A 23,954-nucleotide genomic window follows, 5' to 3' on the forward strand; every position below is an offset into this window, starting at 1 on the left:
TTGCTAACGTACTTAGCTAAGTAACCCAGTAACTATTGATGCATTAATACTATCAGAGCAATCTGACAGTGTTAAGCTCTAAGAAAAAAGCCATCCTGATAAAGGGTGGCTTTTTTTTGCGCTTTATCTTAAAAGCAGGTAGTTAAATAATAATGATAATAAATATTTAAGATAAAATAGATGCGATTGAATCTAGTAGACGTGAATAAGAACAATAAAAGGAAACGCTGTGTTTATTATCGAGAAGCTAGCAACAAATGTATCAGGTCTGCAAAAAATAATTCAAGCAGTTGCAAATATTGAATTACTAGTACAGCCGCACGACGCATGGACTGAGCAGACGCTAGTTGAGATGCTTGTGCAAGAAAGTATGCATATGCTGATAGTTTATAAACAAGAAGATAAAGCCGATAATAATAAATTCGTCGGTTATTGTTTATATCAAGTTATTTTCGAGCAAGCAGAGATATTACGTATTGGCACCCATCCTGATTATCAGCGTCAAGGTATCGCCTCGCAAATTTTTGCACAATTAAATGAAGAGTTAATCAGCAATCAGGTAGAAAGCTTATTGTTAGAGGTGCGGGCAGATAATGCGCCTGCGATTGCCTTATACGAGCAGCAAGCGTTTGCTGTAATTCATAAGCGAAAGGGCTATTATCAAGTGCCACACCAGCCAGTGATTGATGCGTTGATTATGCAGAAAATTTATCATTAGGGATTGGTTGTTTAGAAGATAGTTGAATTATACTGGTGGCGGTATTTTCTTTTTGCAGATAGTGGTATTGGATAGATACTTTTCATCCATTTTCATGCGCTCAAGAATCTCAATGCGTTCAGCCAACATCTCTATCATTAAGCTAATGGTCGCTTGCTGCTTTTTTACTTGGGCAAGTTTCTGCTGGGTAAGATTTAGCTGCAAATCAATATCGAGCTGGCCATCATAATAATCATTAAGGCTATCTTTGATTTCAGTCAGAGTAAAGCCAATCGCTTGGGCACTTTTAATCAGCTCGATACGCTCAACGCATTGTGGATGAAACTCGGTATAAAGTCGTGAGCCCGCTTGGCGTTTGCGAGATTTTAGTAGCCCCAATTGGTCGTAATGACGAATAGTGTCTTTGGTAGTATTGGCTTTTGTTGCCAGTGTACCAATCAATAAAAATGCGGTATCAGGTGCCATGCTAACCTCGTAAGTAAAATATCTAACTTACTGACTTTATGATGATTGAAAATGCTGTTTAGAGCGCTGTTATTTTAAAGCTATGTTTGCTTAAAGAGAGTTTGTTTAAAGTTATATTGGAAAGCACTAAGTACGCTCACTGTCTAAACCGATAAGTTTTGCGTTATCAATTTGCTTTATATTTTTAATTGCCACGGCTGTGGTTTATCGAGTAATGAGACGGCTAAAGGTTGATGAGAGTCTTTTTGCCATTTGACTGAACGGCTGCCAATAAGGATATCTAACTGTGCTAAAAAATCAGCACGCGGCAAGGTTTCAGCCCCCAAACTCATCAGATGCTCATTTGGCAGCTGACAGTCTACCAATTCGACATTGGTTTGGGCACACAAACGCATTAAGCCCCAAAAGGCGAGCTTTGACGCATTCGATGCGACATGAAACATCGATTCCCCAAAATAAATACCGCCTATCTTTAAGCCATATAAACCGCCAATCAACTGCTGCTTGTCATCCCAAACTTCAATGCTATGCGCAAAGCCTTGGGTATGCAGCTCGGTATAGGCTTCAATCATCTCACTATGAATCCAAGTATGTTCGCCCTCGGGCAGGTCATCATTGAGAGCATCGCTACGCGGTAAACTACAAGCATGGATAACATCATCAAACGCTTGATTTAGGGTCAATTGCCAGCGAGCGCGGTTTGCTTGTTTACGCAGTGATTTACTTGGTTTATAGTCAGTTGGTACGATGATACAGCGTGGCTCAGGGCACCACCATGCGATAGGTTCATCTTCATTAAACCACGGGAACAACCCTTGCGCGTAAGCAGAAATCAGCGTTGTAGGCGCTAAATCCCCTCCGACAGCAACGATACCGATACCATCAGGATCAACCATCATAGGGTCGGGAAATTTATAACGCCCAAGACTTCTGATTTTTTTACTGAAAGTCTCAGGCGTTATATTAGCCGCATCGATATCAATGCGGCCGTCGTCTTTACCAAAATCGCTCATTTATGCTTCTTTATCAGCAGTCAACGTTGAGGCATACGTATGGTCTTGAGCAACAGCTTCACCAATAGCATCCAAGTATTTTTCAGCATCAAGCGCTGCCATACAGCCCGTGCCTGCAGAAGTAATGGCTTGACGATAAACGTGATCGGCAACGTCGCCTGCGGCAAAGACGCCTTCGATACTGGTTTGGGTGGCATTGCCATTTAGACCGCTATTAACGATAAGGTAGCCGTCTTTCATTTCTAACTGACCTTTGAACAAATCTGTATTTGGCTTATGACCAATAGCGACAAACATGCCGAACACGTCTAATTGCTTGGTGCTACCATCAATCATCGATTCGATAATCAACCCATTGACACCCATATCATCGCCGAACACTTCTTTGACTTTATGGTTCCACTCGATTTTGACGTTACCGTTTTTGGCTTTTTCAAACAGCTTATCTTGCAGAATTTTCTCTGAGCGTAAGCTATCACGGCGATGGACCAAAGTGACTTCAGAGGCGATATTTGATAAATATAAAGCTTCTTCAACGGCGGTATTACCACCACCAATGACGGCGACTTTCTGGTTTTTATAAAAGAAGCCATCACAGGTGGCACAAGCTGATACACCGAGGCCGCGGAATTTGGTTTCTGACTCTAAGCCTAAATACTGCGCAGAGGCACCCGTTGAGATAATTAGGGCATCACAAGTATAGCTGCCGTTATTACCGATTAGGGTAAAAGGGCGCTCATTAAGATTGACCTCATTGATATGGTCATAAACCAATTCAGTACCAAAGCGCTCGGCATGGGCTTTCATGCGATCCATAAGCGCAGGACCGGTTAAATCATGAGCATCACCAGGCCAGTTATCGACCTCAGTAGTGGTGGTCAGCTGACCGCCCACTTCCATACCAGTCACCATCACAGGCTTTAAATTGGCACGTGCAGCATAAACGGCTGCGGCGTAACCGGCAGGACCTGAACCTAAAATAATCAATTTTTCGTGGCGTGGAGCCGTATTATCAGTTGCCATAAAATTTCCTTGCTCGCTATCTAAATGAGAAATATAAGAATTAAAATACGTCTTACAAATTATAAATGTTATAAAAGATAGTCGCTAAAAGTAGCGATGAATATGGTTTTTCTTATTGCTATGTGATAATAACATAAGGCTAGATGGCAAAAAGTGCAAGTTTGCTAAAATGAATATGGGTATCATTAGAATTAAAGCACCATAAGCTTGAAAACATGATGCCCAAAAATAACTGTCTTTCTTTTATAAGGCAGTCATTTATTACTCGAAAGTGTGGCGAATGTTCGGTTAATGACCGTATTTTTTGCTAAATCACTGATGGATTTATTTTCTTACCCTCTTTCTTGATAACACTGTCGCCACTACGCCTATGTATTTGTTATTATAAGAAGTTATGCAAGGGTAGTAGTGGCTAGATTAAGCATTTTATTTATATGTGTACTTAGCAATATAAAGCCATTTCAGCATGGTAAGAAAATTAATTTTATTCATAAACTGGCGACCATTTATTATTAATAACGAGTATTAACAACAAGGCAGATCTTACGTGATATCAGCACCACTTATTGAGTATTTAAAAAAGGGCATATTTACCCTGCTTGGGTTAATACTGGCAGTTTATTTATTCGTCATTTTGATGACTTATACCGGTAATGATCCGAGCTGGTCGCACATCAGTAGTGATATGACTGCCGTGAATAATATGGGCGGCGAGATGGGCGCTTGGCTATCAGATTTACTCTATAGCTTCTTTGGTTTTGGTGCTTGGTGGTTGCTGGCGTTTTTGGTCTATGAGTCAGTGCTGATTTGGTGGGATAATAAACCAACGTTTTGGTTATTACGCTTAGTTGCCTATGTATTTTTAATATTGAGCAGCAGTGCTTTATTTGCGCAATTGGTAGCCTTAGTACAGCAAGTGGCCGATCCTATGGTGTCAGGCCTTAAAGGCGTGGCTGGTGGGATTATTGGTCTTGAATTGCAAGCACGTCTGGCACAGCTATTATCGCAGTGGGGCAGTGTGACGTTTTTGACGGTGTTTGTGGTGATTACCGCCACTTTTGCCTTTAATATTCATTGGCTGGCGATTTATCAAAAAATTAAGACATGGTCATGGCGCGATGCTGCGGTTCAAGATAATGATAGTAAACGCGATAATAGACAAGCCGCGCAGACAGCGTTCGAGCAACAGCAAAATGATAATGACAGTGTAACGGATGAAAAAGCGGCGCAAGGCTTTGAGCAGTTACCACTAGATTTGTCAGTTGCTAATCATGCTAATGTTTCTCAAACAGCAGATAAAAGTGGTCGTTTTAATACCGTATTGAAAGATTTTTTAACAACGTCAGGTCTTGGAGCTAGCGTTAAAGCCTCTATGTCAGCAGTGGCACAAACGGCTACCAACAGCACAGCGCAGGATGAGCAACTACAAACCGCTTCAGCTAATGCAAGCAGTTTTAGTCATGTTAACCAACCGCAAGCATCAGCGCCTGCCACAACTCCGGTTATGGCACCTGCACGCAAAGTTGAACCAAGTTTTGCTTGGAATGATGCCGATACGGTCGATGATTTATTGGCAAGTGAGGCAATTGCTGGACAAGATACGCTTGTGTATGAGGCAACTTCTGCTTCAAACACTAACTTCCAAGACTTCGAGAAATCTACTGCTGTGCCTAATAATTTTGATCGCGTTGTTAACGATACTGCTGATAAAGATGAAATGACAGAAAGCGTTGATAGCTTAGCAGTTGATACTTTAGTTGATGCTTGGCTAGCAGAACATGCGGCGGTTCAAGTAGAGCCTGAGTTAGAAGAATATAAAACTTTGATTGAAGCGCCAGTATTAGAAACCTCGTTTGACACCGTGGCACAGGAACAGAAGACTGATAATTTATTAAACGATAATTCATCAAATAATATGGTTGCTGACTCAATAGATGATTTGTCTGAAAGTTGGTCTATCGAACAACCAGACTTTTCCTATAATGCTGAGCCTTTAGTTGAAACTGAAACAATCAGTATATCGGCAGTAGAGTTTGCTGCGCCAGTCGATACATTTAGTGACGTTGCTAAAGTTACTGATATGACACCGACCAATACGCCTCCTGCAAATCCAAAAGAGCCACCAATAGCAGAAAATATGGCTATCATATCGAGTATTGAATCAGCTATAGCAACCAAACCAACCATGAGTTTTGCGGTGCCAGAAGGCGATAGTAGCAATCATATTACCGATATGATGCCGGAAGACGACAATGATTACCACATCGCTGACGATATTGCTGCGCCTGTTATGCCGCATATTAGTGATGATATTGCATTCAGTCAAAAATCACGCTCGATGCAAACGGCTGCCTATCGTAGCAGTCTGACACCAATTCCAGAACTTTCTATTTTAGATAAGCCTGACCCTGACCGTAAGCCAAGCTATACATTGGCTGAACTTGAACAGTTATCAGAGCTGCTAGAGATTAAGTTACAAGAATTCAATGTTAAAGCAAATGTCGTCAATGCTATTCCAGGTCCTGTCGTAACGCGTTTTGAAGTAGATCTCGCTCCTGGGATAAAAGCCAGTAAAGTTACAGGAATTTCACGTGACTTGGCACGCTCATTATCAATGGCATCTTTACGTGTCGTGGAAGTTATTCCTGGTAAACCCTATATTGGCATCGAAGTACCCAACAAACAGCGCGAAATGGTGCGTTTGATTGAGCTATTAGATACCGAGAAATTTAAAGATCCTAAAGCGCAAATCAGCATGGCGATGGGTAAAGATATTGGTGGTAAGCCGATTATTACTGACCTTGCACGAGCGCCGCATATGTTGGTTGCTGGTACGACGGGCTCCGGTAAATCAGTCTTGGTTAACGCGATGTTACTGTCAATGCTGCTTAAATATACCCCGAACGAACTACGGATGATTTTGATTGATCCTAAGCAACTTGAGCTTGCTAACTATAATGATATTCCGCATTTGCTAACGCCAGTCGTTACCGATATGACTGAAGCGGCCAGTGCTTTGTCTTGGTGTGTGGCAGAAATGGAACGTCGTTATCAGCTGATGAGCCTATTAAAGGTTCGTAAGCTAAATGAGTTTAACAAAAAAGTGATCGCTGCTGAAAAATCAGGTAATCCAATGCTGGATCCATTATGGCGACCTAATGATAGCGTAAGTATTAGCCAAGCGCCAAAGTTAAAAACCTTGCCCATGATTGTCATCGTCGCCGATGAGTTTGCCGATATGATTATGCAGGTCGGTAAGCAGGCAGAAGAGTTAATTACACGTTTAGCTCAGAAGTCGCGGGCAGCAGGCATTCACTTAATCCTTGCCACTCAGCGTCCTTCAGTCGATGTCATTACTGGTTTGATTAAAGCCAATATTCCCGTACGAGCGGCGCTACGCGTGAACTCGAAAGTCGATTCGCGCACTATTTTGGATAGTGGTGGCGCAGAAGATATGCTTGGTAATGGTGATATGTTGTTCTTAGGGCCTGGGCAGATTGAACCGGATCGTGTGCATGGTGCTTATGTCAGCGACGAAGAGGTTAATAGCGTCTGTGATGCATGGCGTGAGCGCGGTGCACCTGATTATATCGATAATATGGCTGGCAATTTTGAGTTGTCTAGTCCCAGTGGCGGTAGTACAGCTAGCGCCTCTGGCGAAGATGATGACCTTTATAATGAAGCCGTTGGTTTTATTATGGAAACGCGCAAAGTTTCTGCTTCTAGTATTCAGCGTAAATTCAGTATTGGCTATAATCGTGCCGCACGTATTGTCGACTCGATGGAAGAAGCTGGCTTGGTCAGCTCAATGGGGAAAAGTGGCAAGCGTGAACTGTTGATGTAAACATATAACGCATACTTGAATACTAAAAAAGCGAGTTACTCAATAAAGTAGCTCGCTTTTTTGTTATTAGAATATAGATAGTTATTCACGATTATCTTTATTATTGATAATAGACGCTTATGTTTTCAAATGACCAATGAGTTTGTTAATCAATTATAAACAGTAGTTTTTTAGACTAAACTGGTGATTGTTTATCAGATAAATATCCATAAATTCTAAAAATACTTGTCAATTAAATTACTCTCCAAGGACGGTCGGTTATGTTTAAAGAATACACCCAATACGATGCGATAGCGCTGGCGGCATTGGTTAACGCAGGGGAAGTCAGCGCCAAAGAATTGCTCGATGCGGCAGTTGAGCAAGCCAATCAGCTTAATCCCAAATTAAACGCTATTATCCATCGTTTTGATGAGCGCGCTTATGCAGCAGCACAAAAAGGCTTATCAACGGGTATCTTTAACGGTGTGCCTTATTTGCTTAAAGACTTGTCATTTTATTTTGCGGATGAGCCCATTACCATGGGTAGCCGTAGCGTCAATATTGTGCCTGATGACGATAGCGAAATCGTTAAGCGTATGAAAGCTACCGGCGTGAATACTTTTGGTAAAACCAATACGCCAGAATTTGGTTTAATTATCACTACCGAACCGAAAGCTCATGGCGCCACCCATAATCCATTTAAAAAAGGCTATAGCTCTGGTGGTTCATCGGGCGGTAGTGCAGCGGCGGTATCAAGTGGTATCGTGCCGATGGCAGGTGCTGGTGATGGCGGTGGTTCGATACGCTTTCCTGCGGCATGGAGCGGTGTGTTTGGATTTAAACCTAGCCGTGGTCGTAACCCTATGGGCCCTAAATTTGGCGAAGGTTGGGAAGGAGCGGTCGCTGACCATGTGATTACGCGTAGTGTGCGCGATAGTGCGGCGATGCTTGATGCTACCAGCGGTGCAGAAGTCGGTGCGCCTTATGTCATTGCGCCGTCCGATGGGACATTTTTGCAAGCAGCGATGCGAGCACCGAGGCAATTAACCATCGCGCTGCATCAACAGCCATTGGTTGCCAATACGCTCGTTGATAAAGAGGTACTTGCTGTATTAGAGCAGACCGCTAAGCAACTAGAAGCAATGGGTCATCGTGTGGTGCCGGCTGAGCCTAATATTAATATTGAGCAGTTTTGGCATAATTTTTTGGTGGTAGTCTGCACCCATACGGCATTTACTATTGATAATATCGAGCGCTGTCACGGCGCGCAGCATATCCAAAACCTTGAGCCGCAAACCTATAATATGGCGATGCTTGGACGCTCGTTATCCGCCGTTGATTTGGCGCATGCTAAGCATGGCTGGCATGATAGCCAATATCAAACAGGTTTATTGCTTGAGACCTACGATATGATTTTGTGCCCAACGGTACCGACACCTGCGGTTAAGCATGGTGTATTGCCGCCAAGCTGTATGGATGAGATGTTGATGCGTAGCGCAGGGGTGCTTAATAAAGGCATTGATATGGGCAGATTTGCCTTTAGCTCGGGCGTGATTGAAAAGCTCAGCGCACCCGTACTTGGTAAAATGGGCTTTACTTTATTGGGTAATATCACTGGACTGCCGGCAATGTCGTTGCCAGTCGGGATGAGCAAAAAAGGTCTGCCGATTGGGATGCAGCTGATTGGGCGTATGAATGATGAAGCGACGTTATTTAGCATTGCTGGCGAGATGGAACGCGCTGGAATGTTTACTAAGCCTGCCTTTGAGAAGTAATTTTATATGCTCGAAATGATTTTTGATAAATGCTGCATTAGAAGGTAGAGCTAAGAAAAAGTGCTTTTATTAACGTTTTAAAAAAGGTTAATCAAAGCGATAAATATCCATACCCAAACTATGGTGCGCCATGCTTTGATGCACCACAGAGACGCGTTGACCGGCACCTAAGGCAAAGAATAACGGCAATAGGTGCTCATCGCTTGGATGTACATTTTGATAATTAGGATATTGCTGCCAGTCTAAGGCGCTTGGAATGTCCGTTTTGAGCTGTTGTAATAGCCAAACCTTAAAGTCTTTAGCGGTTTTATCAATACTCTCTGCTTGCCAACGTAATGCTTGTAAATTATGGGTAATATTCCCTGAGCCAATCAAAAGGATTTGCTCATCACGCAATTGCGCCAGTTGCGCACCCAATTGATAACAAGCGACACTGTCATAATGCCGTGGTAGCGATATTTGAACGATAGGAATATCGGCTTCTGGATACAGATGCAAAAGCGGCGCCCAAACGCCGTGGTCGCTGACACGCAAAGGATTTACGCGGCAGGTGATACCACGCGCCGTTAGCTGGTGCGCCAGGGTTTCGGCAAGTGCTGGCTGACCCGCTGCAGGATATTGCAACTCATACAGCTCTGGCGCAAAGCCAGAAAAATCATGCCAAGTTTTTGGTTGTGGATTACTGCTGATTTCAAGTTTAGCCGACTGCCAATGCGCCGACATAATGACGATAGCGCGCGGCATAGGTAAGTTTTGACCCATACGTGCCAACGCGCTAGTTGTCGCTGACTGTTCGATTGCAAGCGTCGGCGCTCCATGCGAAATAAATAGCGCGGGCAATTTGGGTCGCTTCGATACTTTCGCTGCTCTAGGTGATATCGCAGGCGCATCTGCCCAAGCAGCCGCTGCCGTGATAGGCGTCGGCCTTGAGGTCGTGAGAGGTTGGCGTTTGTCATCAGGTTGCGGATGCGTGCCTGAGGCTTTAGGTACTGCAGGTTTAGAATGTTTCATGTAGCATTTATTAGGGCGCGCGGCTGTTTTTCAATCTGTTTTGTCATTACTAATAACAAGCTGGTTTTTTATCAGGTAAGGGCTGCTTTATAAAAGTTTTAATTACCACGATGGTAAGGGTGATTGTGATTGATACTCATAGCACGGTATAGCTGCTCCATCAGCACCACTCGCACCAGCGGATGCGGTAGGGTCAGGGCGGATAATGACCATTTCACATCGGCTTTTGCCAATACCTCTGGTGATACGCCGTCAGCGCCGCCGATGACCAAGGCAATATCGTCGCCTTGCTGCATGCCACCCGCCAATTTATCGGCCAACTGTTCGGTAGAAAGCATCTTACCTTTTACATCTAGCACCCACAATTGCTCACGCCCACCTGCCGCATGAGCAGCTAATATTGCCTGACCCTCTTGTTCACGGTACTGCGCCAAATTGGCGTCTGACGGATTTTTGGCGCGTTTAGCCGCCGCAATTTCTACGATTTCGGTGCTAAGCATTGGTTGAATACGTTTGAAATATTCATCAAAACCGGTTTGCACCCACTTGGGCATTTTATTACCGACGGTCAATATTCTTACTTTCATAATACCTACCACTTTGATCATTGATTAAATGTAACAAAAGAATTCTACGCTTAAGTTGCTGTAACAAACAGACCTTTTACAAAGCATTTTTTTATACTTTACTAGCATTCGACAAACAGTTGTTCTTTATTATGCTGATTTTTCTTAATGATAAATCTATCGATAATATAATAACGCCTAACACTGTGAGGTCTTTATGATAAACCAAAAGACAATTTGAAGCATTTTTTTAAACGAAAGGAGTCGTTCATGAAACGTACTATATTAAGTCTAGCTGCTCTTAGCGCAGGTGCGCTGCTCTCTACTTCTGTGTTTGCTGTTTCGTTAAATGGCACGCAATGGCAAACCATCGATGATAAAACCGGTGAGAAAAAGGCCGTCATGCAGTTAACTGAAAGCGGTGGTAAAGTCACAGGAAAAATCCTCAAGGTGCTCGATAAAGAAAAGTCAGATGCGCTTTGTACCAAGTGTCCTGGCAGCTTAAAAAACAAACCGGTTGAAGGTTTGCAGATACTATCAGGCTTCAAAGCGGATGGTAATAACCAATGGAGTGACGGCAAGCTGGTCGATCCTGAGTCAGGAAAAACCTATTCTGGCAAGTTGACCCTAAGTGATAATGGTCAAAGCCTAAAACTACGCGGCTTTGTCGGTACACCAGTCTTTGGGCGTTCGCAAACGTGGCAGCGTATTAAATAAGTTTTGCACTAGGATTGTTATTGATAAATAACGATTATAGCGGTTAGTATTAATTGAAGATAAAAGTAAAAGGATAGTCGGTTTATATCGGCTATCCTTTTTTATGATTTAACCTTTATGAGTCATCTTGCATAAGCGGTGCAATGGTTTCCGATATCGTGTTCTCTACGCTTTGATTATTATCTTTACTATCAGAAGAAGCAGGTCTTGGGATAATGGTCAGCTTAGCATCTGATTCGAAAACGATCGCCTCGATATCATCGAAACTATTCACGCCTTCAGAACGCATCGCACATTCAATCTCCTGACGGGTTAAGCGCTCAGCACGCATCGCATCGGGCAAAAACTGTCCTTGATAAAAGACAATGCGCGGCTCGGATAAAATAAAACTGCTAAATTCTGGTGAAATAGACGCATATTTGGTGACCAAAAACTGCATGACATACAGCGCCACAATAGAAGAAGCGCCTTCTATAAAAGGGATGTCTTTAAGCAAAATAGTGCTGGCACCGAGTGAGCCAATCATTACGGTGACAATCCAATCAAAGTTATTAAGCTGCGAGGTCGAACGTTTTCCAGAGACTTTGGTGGTAATCACAATCAAAACGTAAACCATGACCGCGGTCACAATGATACGTCCGAGTTTGTCTATATTGTCGAAAAAAAGCATCTCCATTGCTTGCGCTCCTATCTAGCAAAATTCATTAGCGTTAAGATAGCGTAACGTAATTTACTCAGGTATAGAACAAAATTTTGTATGCACTGTTAACCCGTTAAATAGTTCAGGTTACTGTCTGTTTAAAAGCGTTAAACATTTAAATAATAATTAAACAGTTTTACGCTTGGGGTCAAGTAAGCGATTAATCATCCAAATGCTAACGCGCGCACTGACTAAGCTCAGCACCAATATCATCACCAATGCCGAAAGTAGCGGTAGCGGCTGCTGTATGGTCATCTCTATCAATACTTCACGGCTCACCGCATCAAATAAGAAAAACCAGATACCTAAGAAATAGATAATGGTAAGCAGCCAAACCACCGCGACACCGCCAAACATTAAACGGTTAATCTCGCTTCTATCTAGCGCGCGCTGTTGATGCTTAATAAATTTATGTACCGCGATATAAGCGCCGATGACGATAGAGATGACAGTGACCAGTTGCGAGTTTAAGGTAAATTTGGTTTGAATCATCATAAATATGGCGCTAGCTAGAATATAACCAACCGCAAAAAAGCCGACATATTGCGCCATTTTAGGTGGCATTGTTTTTGGACTGTTAGGCTGAGTATTACCTGCTGCCTTGCCCTCTTTTGACGGACTAGGAGACTTGCTAAGCTGCATTGGTTTGCGTGACATAAAAATGACCTTTATAAAGGGGTGAGCATAAGATTTTTAAAGCAAATAGCGATAGAAAAAGAGCAGTTAATGAATCACCCTTAATGCTGCGCTGTCCAATCTAGCATGGTATCTAATACGGTTCGGGCGTTATAAGCGTTGAGCGCTTGATCCGTATTAATCATTCCGACCACCACATAGTCTTGCCCAGATAACCCTTTAACATAGCCTGCCATCGAGGTGACGTTATTTAATGTGCCTGTTTTTATCCAAGCGCGACCGATGGCTTGCGATTTGGGTAAGCGGTCACTATGGGCGCTAATGGTGCCACTAACCCCAGCAATGCCTAGCGAGCTCACATAAGCATCAAAGCTCGGTTGCTCATAAGCGTAGGTCAATAGCTCGTTTAAATTGGCGGCACTGATGCTACAGTCGCGGCACAGTCCTGAGCCGTTGCTTAGATGCGGCGGCGGGGTAGTCAACTTGGTTTGCCACCATTGATTAATCGTTTGCAGCGCTTGCGGATAGTCGGTTGCTTTTGGCTGACCAAATTGATATAAGCTCGTTACTTGATTGTTAATGATTTTATTCGTATCACTGCCTTTATTATTAACGCTTTCTTTATCAGTGTTTATTTTATTGACGCCAGCATTATTAATAGGATTATTAGTACTGTTATAAGAGCCTATAGATAGCGCCACTTGCTCTGTCATTACATTATTAGAGAAGTGATTGATATCATAAATCTGCTGAGTAAGGTTTAAAGAAGGATAGCTGACAATGGGCAAGGGTGACATCGCAATAGCTGCCAAACCACGGGGCAATTTTGTCTGTTTATCGCTAGTGTTATTGGCACTATAAGGCGTTTCTTGGCTGATGACTTTACCGCTTAAGGTGTTGCCAAGTGTTTGCCATTTAGAAGCAATGACACGGGCAGCAAAGTCTTTGGCGTCAGGGTAGGCGACATAAAAGGCATGCTCGCCGCAGCTGTCTGGTAAATTGGTATTAAGCGTTAATTGTGTCGGTTGCCACTGCGGGGCAATACTATAACGTGCTTGACCGCAAGCAGCCGAGCGTATATTTATTATGCTAGGCAATTGATAATTTGCTAACTGCGGCGTGTAAGTCAGCTGCGCGCGCGTATTGTCTAGCGGATAGCTTTGAATACCGATACTGCTAAAATTGACCAAAAAACCATCGGGGCTGGCGTTATAAGGACGTAGCGGTGAGTTGTCAAAGGCGGCAGGGTCTTTTGTGACGTTTTTAAAGACGGCGCTATCGATAATAATATCGCCGTTGATATGGCGAATACCAGCGGTTTGTACTTTATAAAGCAATTGCTGTAAGCGCTCATGGGTCATTTTTGGGTCGCCACTGCCTTGAATAATCAAGTCGCCATAGAGCTTATCGCCAATGATAATACCCGTATGATAGACACGAGTATGCCAGACAAAGTCAGCGCCCAAAGTATCTAAGGCAATAAAGCTTGGTACCAGCTTCATGGTACTGGCAGGCGTGCGCGCAATATCGGCTTGATGGCTTAATAATGGTGAAAAAGAGATTTTAATAACGGGGCTGTGAGCAGTCAATTTGTCGTTATTGTTTTTGCTGCTTTCATTGTCTTTAGCGCTGTCTTTAATGCTGCCATTATGATTTTTAGCACTTACTAAAGCCTTGTCTGGCAGTAGCGATGGAATGCTTTCTATACTTTGATAGGTATAAGGATCATCGGTATAAGCATGCAGCTGTCTTGCATGTTGTTTAATCGTCTGTTTTTCGATAGTCATCAATGGGCTTTGATGAATGCTTACTTCTTTAGCATTATTGTTTTTAAGCGCTTGTTTTTGGATGCTACTAGGTTCAGCAGTGCCATCGTCAGTAGTTAACGTTTCTGGCTGATTAGCGGATTTAGTGCTATCAATTACCTGAATAGGCGCAGGCAAGCGGCTAGCGTTTTTATCACCTACGGGGGTGATGACAATACTAATATCGGCGGTGCTTAAGTGTGCATGCGTAAGCGCCGTCTGTATGGCTTCTGGCAATGCAGCTTGAGCACAGAGCGGCGTCAGCATAGCACCAACAAATAAGGCAAGCGAGGATAATGTGGGTAAGCATTTGGCTGGCTTATTTAGCGTATATAGTTGCTTAGTAAAAGGCGTTAATTTGGTAATAGTGGTAGGGCGATTATCAGTCTTAGAAGTGGGTAGCATGAGCAGTCTATCATCAGGTGGCAAAAACAGCCTATGGTAACATGAGTTGCTATTTTCGCGTAGCGTCAGCGTTCGCGTAGATGCAAAAACGCCATTGCTGTCATGATAGCATCGTTATAAGCGTCATGCGTGCCGAGCTCAGGAATATCATAATGCGCTAAAATATTGGTCAAATGCTGCGATTGATTGGGAATGCCCTGCGTACGATCGCCCATACGCCGACTGTATAATTGACGTATATCAATGACCTTGTTCGGTAGTAGCGTTCCCATATAGCGCTTGACTAAAGGATTCAAAAATCCTGTATCTATCTGCGGGCAAAACCCAACTATGGGTCGATTGTCGATAAATGGTAGCAGTAACGCTAGCATTTCATCGTAGCTCATGCCATGCTCAACATCGGCAGTACGCAGCCCATGAATGACAATGGTGTCACGGTCAGGCATCACAGGCGGCCGACAAACCAGATGTAGACCGTTGCCCGTATCAATGTTATCGCCGTTGATATGAATGGCAGCGATAGATAGCAGGTGATGCTTTTTTGGATTGAGTCCCGTCATCTCGCAATCAATCGCGACCCATTTATCAGCCAAAGGATCATTAAACATCGATGCCAGCTCAGGGCGCTGCAAATGGTTTTTTTGCCAATTAGAAGATAACTTCTTTAGCCAACGCATCTTATTTCGACTCCTTTCTTTTACGGCCTTTTTGCTGAACGTTGACCAAGTTGCTTTAATCAAGGTGCTTTAATAAACGTGCTTTGATAAACGTGCTCTAATTAAATTCTAGCTGATAATGGCGACTCAGTTGACCCTTAAAGCTTTTGACCACTGCTAAACATTCATTTAATAAATCTCGTTCGAGTGCCGATAAAGTGGTCGGATCAACTTGCCGCGCATGCTTATCATCTGTCGATAGCGCCACTGACAAACGCTGCGCCATAAAAAACTCTAATGCTTCAAGCAAGGTATCAGCGCGCTGTTGGTTCAAGGCGCGCGCTTGCACCAAGGCTTTGAGGCGTCCTTTACTACTGGGCGCATCAAAGATATCGTTTTCTAATGCCAAAGTACGAATACCATGCACCAGCGGAAAAATACCGGCTTTTTTAAGGTCGATATCGTAAGAGCTTGGTTTACCACCGAGTAGTGGCACAAACTTTTGCCACCATTGTCCGACATCACCAAATTGTAGAGCGGCACGGGCGAACTGGCGTACAAACATCAGATCTGACTGACGATGGGCAGTTTTTAAATGCTCACGCACACTAGTCAGTAGCGATTCATCGCCGCAGACGTACTCGCCATCAAATATGGCAGACAAATAAATACTGTGTATCGGGTCGGTATTTCTAAACCATAAGCTAATTTGCGCTTCAAACTGTTTGAGCGGCTGTCGCCACATCGGATTGGTCATCATGATATTGCCATCGCAGAGCGGATAACCCAAGGCTGCTAGGTGATTGTTAAAGGTTTCAGCGAACTGGGCTAAATTAGGATGGCTATAACCATCACGAATAATCAGTGCATTATCTTGGTCGGTACGCATAATTTGCTCACCGCGACCCTCTGAGCCCATAACGATGACGCATGTATTTGCCATTACTTCATCAGGCACGATAAGTTGCCACAGTTTGGTAAATACTTGGGCGTTAAGCGTCTGTACCATGCGGCTGACGTTACCGATTTTGATACCGTTTTGATGCTGCGCGCGAATATAGCGCCCAATGAGCTCAACCGCAGTATCTAAGCTAGGCAAGTCTTTTGCCTGTTCAATCTGCAGACTAATCAGCTGCGAATGATGCCCAATATGAGCAAGCATATCGCTTTGCCCAAGTACGCCTGCAACCTCGCCATTGGCATCAATCACTGGCAGCCTATGGATACGGTAGCGTGTCATCGTCAATAGCGCATCGCCAATCTCATCGTCAGCATCAATAGTACGCAGGTTGAAGCTTGCATAACGCTGGCAAAGCGTCGTCGCAGGATTTTGCTGCTCGCTCACCGCGCGGCAGATATCGGTATCGGTTAAAATACCTAATGTGCGACCAGAGTAGCGGTTAGGAGTTTGCGCATTGGCGCTATGAGCAGCTAATTTACTATTTAAATTGTTATCTAAGTTGGTATGTAAGTCACTGTCTAAATCACTATCTAATGTTTGCTTTTCAGCAGGATTTAATTGGTCGAGCGGTCGCACCAACACGTGCTTGAGCCCTGCTTTGGTCATGATATGCGCCGCTTCATATAGGCTGCTAGTGGCGTCAATGATATGCACTGGTAATAAGCTGACGTCAATTACCGGCTGCATCATGATTTGCTGGACTTCTTGCTGCTCATTATAGCCATGATAGCTAGCATCTAAGCTTTGCCCGCTACGTCGCTGCTGCAACGCTTTTAGTCGTTCAGGTAAATCTTCTGAGAGTAATTGGCGCACCAGATGGTTTTGCGCACTGATTTTATCAACCGTTGCGCCATTTATTTGCAGCAGCAGCGTGTCTTCAATCGCGCGAAACTCGTAGGGCGATAGAGTGTTTTCGTTTGAAGGGGTGGTATTAGTGTGGAGTGGGTTGGTTAAATGGCTGCTTTCTTGCCAATCATTTTCTATAAGCGATTTTGGTAGTCGCCGACTGTCAAACCAGTCATTGCTATTTAGATGGTCGGTATGATTGCTGCCTAAATAAGTCGCGACAAACTCGTCAGCAAGCAGTTGCTCGATTTGTCCTTTAATGACGACATAAAAGTATTTTAAATCGTCGGCAGGCAAACGCTCATCTTTAGCAAGATAACGGATTTGGGTATTTTTTCTGATACTTTGACGTTCAGCTGCGCTCAATACATCAAAGGGCGGTTGGGTAAAATCGAGATGGGGCATGGCATCATCCTTGATGGCACATTTAGCAAAAATTCTGGGAGAAAGGGATTTATTAATGATAAAGAAATATAAGAATAGCGTAGCGTTATTTCTACTATAGCACTCTTTGACAATCAGCATAGCGAGAAACCGCATATAACCATGATGTTATTAAGGTTATATGCGGTTCTCTGACATTATATTGAGTGTGAGGTACTGTTTATCGTTTAATAATTAGATTTTTTGGCCAATTTTTGAGACAGGTTTTTAAGCTATGTTTTAAAACTAGCTTTTAAGCGCCAAGCAGTTTACGAATGCGACTGATGGCCTCGCGGCTTTCCTCAACGCTAGCAACCAAGGCAATACGCACATAACCTTGTCCTGGATTTTTGCCATTGACCTCACGTGACAAGTAACGCCCAGCCAGCGCGTGAATATTTGCTTGCTCGTACAAGGCTTTGACAAAAATTTCGTCGTCGCCATCGAACTGCTCAGGGACTTTTATCCAAAAGTAAAAACCCGCTTCTGGCATGCGTAAATCAAGTAATTCACCGAGCTCTGACATCCATAAGGCAAATTTTTCTTGATAGAGCGCCCGATTGTGCGCCACGTGCTTTTCATCTTCCCAAGCGGCGATGGAGGCCAGCTGATGCGGTATCGGCATCGCGCAGCCTTGATAGGTGCGATATTGCAAATAAGGCTGCAAAATATTGGCATCACCGGCTACAAAGCCTGAACGTAAACCGGGCAAGTTTGAACGCTTGGATAAAGAGTGAAATACCACACAATTTTTGAAATCATGGCGACCAAGCGCCGCACAAGCTTGTAATAAACCAATCGGTGCGCTATCAAAATACAGCTCGCTATAACACTCGTCGCTGGCAATGATAAAGCCATATTGGTCTGATAAGCGCAATAGGTGCTCCCAGTCGTCTAGGGTCATGACGGAACCGGTTGGATTGTTCGGGCTGCAGACAAACAATAACTGTGTGCTTGTCCAGATATCTTTTGGTACCGAGCGATAGTCACCTTTGAAATTATTATCAATGGTACAAGGCATAAAATACGGCGTTGCTTGTGCCAGTATGGCGGCGCCCTCGTATATCTGATAAAACGGATTGGGCATCACAATCGTGGGTGCTTGAGCTGCTTTCTGCAATTGTTGAGCGGCTGGCTGATTATTAAGCGCCAGTTGATTGGATTCAGCTTCGGACAATTCGGTTTGTGAATGGTCAATAACCGCCTGCACCAAGCTAAAAATCGCCTCGCGCGTACCCATAACCGGTAATACTTGGCTATGAGGGCTGAGATGATTTAAAAAGAAACGCTTCTCCAGCCAATGAGCAATGGTTTGGCGCAGCTCAAAAATACCGTTAGTGGTTGGATATAGGCTTATTTTGTCCAAGTTTTCGCGTAATACGTCCAACACAAATGCCGGCGGCTCATGTTTTGGCTCGCCAATACCCAGCTTAATTTCACTGTAGTTATGGGCTGGCGTACTGTCCGCAAGCAAGGTTGCCATCTTAGCGAACGGATAAGGGTGCAAAGTCGTTAAGTTGTGATTCATAAGTAGGCTAACTATAATAGACAATTAATAATAAAGTGATAAAGAAAAATTACATTTAAGCAGTGTAGCACTTCTCTTATTTTTTGTCTTTTTTCTTCTCAAGCTGTTTATTGTCAATTTAAAATAAGCGCTTAAAGCAATTTATATCGCTTTAAGCTAGGTATATAGCTAATTTTTAAATGGTAACGAGTTTTGAGTCTAGCCAATTTTTATCATGATATTAAGCATGGATAAAATTAAAATAGTGTCATTTATTTACCAAGTAAAAATAACTGTCAGCAGCAACGACAGATTATTTAAGGAAATCTTGATATGTCTAGTGTTTTAAAAACCAATGAGCGTGGCGCTAAAGATATCAATGTGCAACATTTTGATGGTAGTCAGCGTGTTGAGCTATACGAGCAACTAAAACAGCGCGAGCAAAATTGGTGGCAAGCGCGGCAACAGCTGACGTTGTTAAAAGAGCGGCAGATGTTTTGGTTCGGGGACAACAGCTTTATGATGTGGCTACTTTGGCAGTTGGTCAGCTATGTCGTGGTAGCGATGATACTGATGCTACTGAGTAAACTGTTAAATATGTCACTGCCTCTATGGCAGTATATGAGTTTATTTGCCATCCAAACGCTGATTTTTATTGGGATGCTGAGTTTTAAAAGTCGTATTGCCAATCATCTACAAAATAAGATTAACCAAGCCGATGTATTGCGTGAAGAAGCACTTAATGAAATGACCATCTTAGCCGCCGATAGTCTTTATCCTGATGTTCATGCCAAAACACCGATTTCCTTACAGCAAATATATGAGTACCACGATGCCGAATTTCATTTAGCCAGTTTGCATCGCCTGCTACAAAGAGAAGTGGAAGCTGGGCGCTTGATGCTCGGGCAGCAGCAGATAGGAGCAGAGGTTTTGCCGTTGGAGCTCGCCGATGAGGAGCTGAAAGACCATGCAAGTGAGATGGTTTATAAAAGCGTCTTATAAAATATAGGTTTTATATAAGTAGCTTGTAACATACTCTGCCAAAAATCATAATCTATGTTTTGTCTTAAAAAACGCTTGATAGTTAGAGATTTAACTAGCAAGCGTTTTTTTAATGTTTAATGTTTAATTCGTAAAGCTTAAACGGTAGGGTTTTGACAGTAAGCTATGAAAGCATAAATGTCTAAATACAGGCTAAGTGTTTTCTTTACGAATGCTAAGACTTGCTATCAATGCTGCCTTTAATGTCTCAAGTTTATCCGCAGACAACGCCTGATCGTTTTGATCGCTAATATAGAACATATCTTCTGCTCGCTCGCCTAACGTAGTAATGCGGGCGGCATGTACCTCAATCTTTTGTTGTAAAAATACCTGACCAACGCGGGCAAGTAAGCCTGGTTGATCAAGGGTTTCTAAACTCATGATATGCTGATTTGAGGCTTCATTAAACTCAAAGTTAATCGTCGTTGCCACATCAAAATGACGCAGCTGACGCGGGATTTTTCGATGCGTAAGCTTGGGAACGGTTGGATTTTTAAAGGCATCGATTAAGCGCTGCTTAAGCTCTTGTTGGCTGTCTATATCGACCAATAGCGTGCCGCTGCGGTCGAGCAATACGTAGGAATCCAAAGCAAAATCACGGGTTGCAGTAATAATACGCGCATCTAAAACATCGAGATTCATCTGGTCAAACACTGCCATGGTAACGGCAAATAAATTGACCTGATCTTGGGTATAAACAAACACTTGCACCGCATCAAGCGCCAGCTCACGGTGCTCACGTAACACCACAAGTGGTGCGCTATCAGCATCAGAGGCGCGACCTATAGGAGGATGGTTTAAGATAGCTTCGGTATGCCACAAGATATCTTCTGCAATTTCCCGCAAGAAATATTCATCGCCCAAGTCATCCCACAATCTTAAAACCTCTTCGCGATTCATATGATGATTATTGACATTATCAAGCATCGCTAGCGCCTGTTTACGCGTGGCTTTAATCATATCTTGGCGGTTGGTTGGGGCATCGATATCAGCGCGAAGGATACGCCGCGTTTGTGAATAGAGCTGTTTCATCAAGGTCGCGCGCCAACTGTTCCAAAGCTGTGGATTGGTGGCATTCATATCGGCAACCGTCAGTACATACAGATGATTGAGGTGGGTCACGTTACCGACTAAATCGGCAAATAGCGTCACCACTTCTGGGTCTGAGATGTCCTTTTTCTGCGCTGTCATCGACATCAGTAGATGATAGCGAGTTAGCCAACCAACCAAATGGGCGTCCGCCTGACTCATGCCATGAGCAAGACAAAATTCAATCGATTCCGTTTCGCCAAGTTGGCTATGATTGCCGCCACGACCTTTGGCGATATCATGAAACATCGCAGCCAACACCAAAATCTCTTTGCGCTCGATACGCTGGAAGATAGCGCTGACCAGTGGAAAGTCTTCAGAAAAGCGCGGATCGGTAAAGCGATGTAAAATGCGAATTAAAAATAATGTATGCGCATCGACGGTATATCGATGAAATAAATCGTACTGCATCAGCCCAGTGACTTGAGCAAAAGCTGGAATATAGCTGCCCAAAATGCCATAACGATTCATGGTACGCAGACGATGAAATAAATAGTTTTGTTCTTTTAAATTGGCTAAAAACAGCGCTTGATGGGTCGGATTGTCTCTATAAACCTGATCGATACCGCGAGCCGCTATTTTTAGCGCGCGCAGGGTATGGGTACGGACATTTTTGATGCCATATTGACCCATGAGTAAAAACATCTCCAAAATCGCCTCAGGGTGCTGAGCAAATACGCGATGATGTGACATTGCGATTTGTTCGCCGACCTGATTGAAGCGGGCGTTAATTGGATGTTTTTTCGGCCGTTCTTCATCCGGCAATTGCGGCTCTATAATCGTCTCGTAATAATGATTGGTCAGCATCTCAGACAATGTCGATATCTGCATGGCACAGCGATAGTAGTCGCGCATAAAGCGCTCAACGGCAGCATTCGGCTGGTCATCTGGCTGTGTCTCATAGCCCATCAGCTGAGCAATTTCACGCTGATAATCAAACAACAGCTTGTTTTCATTGCGACCGGTCAGCTCATGCAAGTAATGACGTATTTGCCATAAATAACCTTCGGCAAAGTTCAGTTCATCAAACTCTTTTTCGGTCAAAAAGTTTTGTTGTACCAAGTCATACAGTTTACTGACCCGAAAATAACGTTTGGTCACCCAGCCAATAATATGAATATCACGCAGACCACCGGGGGCAGTTTTGATATTAGGCTCAAGGTTGTACTCGGTGGCATTGTGCTGCAAATAGCGCGCTTTTGCTTCCGCGATTTTTACTTCATAAAAATCACGTGGCGACCATTGCGTATTGACGATTTTATGCGGTACTTCTTCTAGTTCTTCATTACCAATTAACAGCCGCGCTTCTAACAAAGTGCTAGCAACGGTGTGGTCGAGCGCCGCTTCCAAGCATTCACTGACGCTGCGTACTGATAGGGCAGGCTCAAGTCCAATGTCCCACAGTAGCGCCACTAAGTTATCAATTTTTTCCCTGCTATGCGCGTCAATATCGTTGGGTGTCAGCAGTAAAATATCCACATCTGAGTGTAACGATAGCTCGCCACGACCATAGCCGCCAGTGGCAAACAATGCTAAATCTGTTTTATCAAGCTCAAACCAGTTAAACAAAGCAATCAGTAAGTCATCGATGACGCAGGCTCGCGCTGCGACCAGTTGGCGAATATTGACACCGCGTTCGAGCGCGCGGCTGATATCGTCATTGATTTGGAGCAGCCAATCAGGGATATCAGATAGTGCTATATCCATCGTATTGGTGGTCGAGCGATGGTCTGACACTAGCGGCATGGGGGTCAAATCAATAGCAGCGACATCACAATTAAACATGAGGATTATCCAGTTAGAAGTTTGTAGATAGTGGTATTAAAACGAATATTTCATGGAAAATATAAAGAATATTATTATTGGAATTCTCAAAGTAGCAACTCAATAAAGGGCATCGTTAATATGCCTGAATTATCAGGCAAAAAAAAGACCGCCTAGGCGATCTTTTATGATATTACTGGGTCAAAAAGCTTAAGTCTTCTTCTGGGCGCGTGGTAAACACCTCACAGCCATTGTCCGTCACTACCATAGTATGTTCCCACTGCGCTGACAGCTTGCGGTCTTTAGTGATTGCCGTCCATTCATCCGGTAAAATCTTGGTCTGCCATTTACCTTCGTTAATCATAGGTTCAATGGTAAAGGTCATGCCTGTTTTTAGCTCAAAACCCGTACCTTTCTTACCATAGTGCATTACTTGTGGTTCGTGGTGGAACTCATTACTGATACCGTGACCACAGAACTCGCGCACGATACTAAAGCGTTCGGGTTCGACTACTGCTTGGATAGCTGCGCCGACATCGCCCAAGCGCGCGCCGTTTTTGACCACGCTCATACCAGCATAAAGGGCTTCTTGTGCCACTTTGCAAATACGCTGCGCCATGATAGAACCGTTGCCGACAATCCACATTTTTGAAGTATCGCCGTAATAGCCGTCTTTAATAACCGTGACATCGATATTGATGATATCACCATCTTTAAGCAGCTTGTTTTCGGTTGGAATACCGTGACAAACCACGTGGTTGATAGAGGTACAGATAGATTTTGGGAAGCCGTTATAGTTAAGGGGCGCAGGAATGGCTTCTTGCACGTTAACGATATAGTCATGAGCGATTTGGTTTAATGCTTCAGTGCTAATGCCAACTCTGACGTGTTCGTCGAGCATCACAAGCACGTCACTGGCAAGCTTACCGGCCACGCGCATTTTTTCTATGGCTTCAGGAGATTGGATAAGGGATTTTTTTGTCATCATGGTCGTACTTATAGTTATAGAA

18 protein-coding genes are annotated in these 23,954 nt (G+C 43.6%); 5 read left to right on the forward strand and 13 right to left on the reverse strand.

Annotated elements, in window-relative coordinates:
* Positions 1-229: 229 nt before the first annotated feature.
* Positions 230-718, forward strand: coding sequence for a ribosomal protein S18-alanine N-acetyltransferase (gene rimI / locus JMW39_RS09735; protein WP_227679480.1), 489 nt, complete (start codon positions 230-232; stop codon positions 716-718).
* Positions 719-745: 27 nt separating this feature from the next.
* Here rimI and JMW39_RS09740 read toward each other — a convergent pair whose 3' ends face one another.
* From JMW39_RS09740 to trxB, 3 genes are all read right to left on the reverse strand, one after another.
* Positions 746-1,183 (reverse strand): MerR family transcriptional regulator, encoded by a 438-nt coding sequence (locus tag JMW39_RS09740; protein WP_201546295.1) that lies wholly within the window; start codon positions 1,181-1,183, stop codon positions 746-748.
* A gap of 176 nt (positions 1,184-1,359) precedes the next feature.
* Positions 1,360-2,196, reverse strand: a complete 837-nt coding sequence (aat, locus tag JMW39_RS09745; protein ID WP_201546296.1) for a leucyl/phenylalanyl-tRNA--protein transferase — start codon at positions 2,194-2,196, stop codon at positions 1,360-1,362.
* Positions 2,197-3,219, reverse strand: a complete 1,023-nt coding sequence (gene trxB / locus JMW39_RS09750; protein ID WP_201546297.1) for a thioredoxin-disulfide reductase — start codon at positions 3,217-3,219, stop codon at positions 2,197-2,199. It abuts the gene before it with no gap.
* A 547-nt stretch (positions 3,220-3,766) separates the two neighbouring features.
* Here trxB and JMW39_RS09755 point away from each other — a divergent pair.
* Both JMW39_RS09755 and JMW39_RS09760 read left to right on the forward strand, forming a co-directional pair.
* Positions 3,767-7,063 carry a DNA translocase FtsK gene (locus JMW39_RS09755; protein WP_201546298.1) on the forward strand — a complete coding sequence of 1,099 codons (3,297 nt, stop codon included), beginning with the start codon at positions 3,767-3,769 and terminating at the stop codon, positions 7,061-7,063.
* Between the two features lie 260 nt (positions 7,064-7,323).
* Complete coding sequence (locus JMW39_RS09760) at positions 7,324-8,817, forward strand: amidase (protein ID WP_201546299.1); 1,494 nt, start codon at positions 7,324-7,326, stop codon at positions 8,815-8,817.
* Between the two features lie 87 nt (positions 8,818-8,904).
* On the opposite strand, the gene JMW39_RS09765 is transcribed toward JMW39_RS09760, so the two are convergent.
* Together JMW39_RS09765 and rlmH are read right to left on the reverse strand one after the other, a co-directional pair.
* Positions 8,905-9,828: a DODA-type extradiol aromatic ring-opening family dioxygenase gene (locus tag JMW39_RS09765; RefSeq protein WP_201546300.1), complete on the reverse strand. Its 924-nt coding sequence runs from the start codon at positions 9,826-9,828 to the stop codon at positions 8,905-8,907.
* A gap of 98 nt (positions 9,829-9,926) precedes the next feature.
* A complete protein-coding gene (rlmH, locus tag JMW39_RS09770) occupies positions 9,927-10,415 on the reverse strand; it encodes a 23S rRNA (pseudouridine(1915)-N(3))-methyltransferase RlmH (protein WP_201546301.1) in 489 nt (162 codons plus the stop codon).
* A gap of 249 nt (positions 10,416-10,664) precedes the next feature.
* Here rlmH and JMW39_RS09775 point away from each other — a divergent pair, with 249 nt between their 5' ends.
* Entirely contained in the window at positions 10,665-11,111 is a 447-nt protein-coding gene (locus JMW39_RS09775; protein WP_201546302.1) for a DUF2147 domain-containing protein, read from the forward strand.
* Between the two features lie 115 nt (positions 11,112-11,226).
* Here JMW39_RS09775 and JMW39_RS09780 read toward each other — a convergent pair whose 3' ends face one another.
* The 6 genes from JMW39_RS09780 to dapC form a co-directional block, all read right to left on the reverse strand.
* Entirely contained in the window at positions 11,227-11,787 is a 561-nt protein-coding gene (locus JMW39_RS09780; protein ID WP_201546303.1) for a DUF421 domain-containing protein, read from the reverse strand.
* A gap of 150 nt (positions 11,788-11,937) precedes the next feature.
* The gene (locus tag JMW39_RS09785) at positions 11,938-12,468 is read right to left on the reverse strand and encodes an ABZJ_00895 family protein (RefSeq protein WP_201546304.1); all 531 of its coding nucleotides are present in this window, start codon (positions 12,466-12,468) and stop codon (positions 11,938-11,940) included.
* Between the two features lie 80 nt (positions 12,469-12,548).
* Positions 12,549-14,657, reverse strand: coding sequence for a D-alanyl-D-alanine carboxypeptidase/D-alanyl-D-alanine-endopeptidase (locus JMW39_RS09790; protein WP_201546305.1), 2,109 nt, complete (start codon positions 14,655-14,657; stop codon positions 12,549-12,551).
* 65 nt (positions 14,658-14,722) lie between these two features.
* Positions 14,723-15,334 carry a 3'-5' exonuclease gene (locus JMW39_RS09795; RefSeq protein WP_201546306.1) on the reverse strand — a complete coding sequence of 204 codons (612 nt, stop codon included), beginning with the start codon at positions 15,332-15,334 and terminating at the stop codon, positions 14,723-14,725.
* A 97-nt stretch (positions 15,335-15,431) separates the two neighbouring features.
* The gene (locus JMW39_RS09800) at positions 15,432-17,525 is read right to left on the reverse strand and encodes a DUF294 nucleotidyltransferase-like domain-containing protein (RefSeq protein ID WP_201546307.1); all 2,094 of its coding nucleotides are present in this window, start codon (positions 17,523-17,525) and stop codon (positions 15,432-15,434) included.
* A 271-nt stretch (positions 17,526-17,796) separates the two neighbouring features.
* Positions 17,797-19,071 (reverse strand): succinyldiaminopimelate transaminase, encoded by a 1,275-nt coding sequence (dapC, locus tag JMW39_RS09805; protein ID WP_201546308.1) that lies wholly within the window; start codon positions 19,069-19,071, stop codon positions 17,797-17,799.
* 312 nt (positions 19,072-19,383) lie between these two features.
* Here dapC and JMW39_RS09810 point away from each other — a divergent pair, with 312 nt between their 5' ends.
* Complete coding sequence (locus JMW39_RS09810; protein WP_201546309.1) at positions 19,384-20,052, forward strand: hypothetical protein; 669 nt, start codon at positions 19,384-19,386, stop codon at positions 20,050-20,052.
* 192 nt (positions 20,053-20,244) lie between these two features.
* On the opposite strand, the gene glnD is transcribed toward JMW39_RS09810, so the two are convergent.
* Entirely contained in the window at positions 20,245-22,965 is a 2,721-nt protein-coding gene (gene glnD / locus JMW39_RS09815; RefSeq protein ID WP_201546310.1) for a [protein-PII] uridylyltransferase, read from the reverse strand.
* A 172-nt stretch (positions 22,966-23,137) separates the two neighbouring features.
* Entirely contained in the window at positions 23,138-23,929 is a 792-nt protein-coding gene (gene map, locus JMW39_RS09820) for a type I methionyl aminopeptidase (protein WP_413786230.1), read from the reverse strand.
* Between the last annotated feature and the right edge of the window lie 25 nt (positions 23,930-23,954).

Origin of the sequence: Psychrobacter immobilis, assembly GCF_904846175.1 — a bacterium.
GTDB classification, from domain to species: Bacteria; Pseudomonadota; Gammaproteobacteria; order Pseudomonadales; family Moraxellaceae; genus Psychrobacter; species Psychrobacter immobilis_E.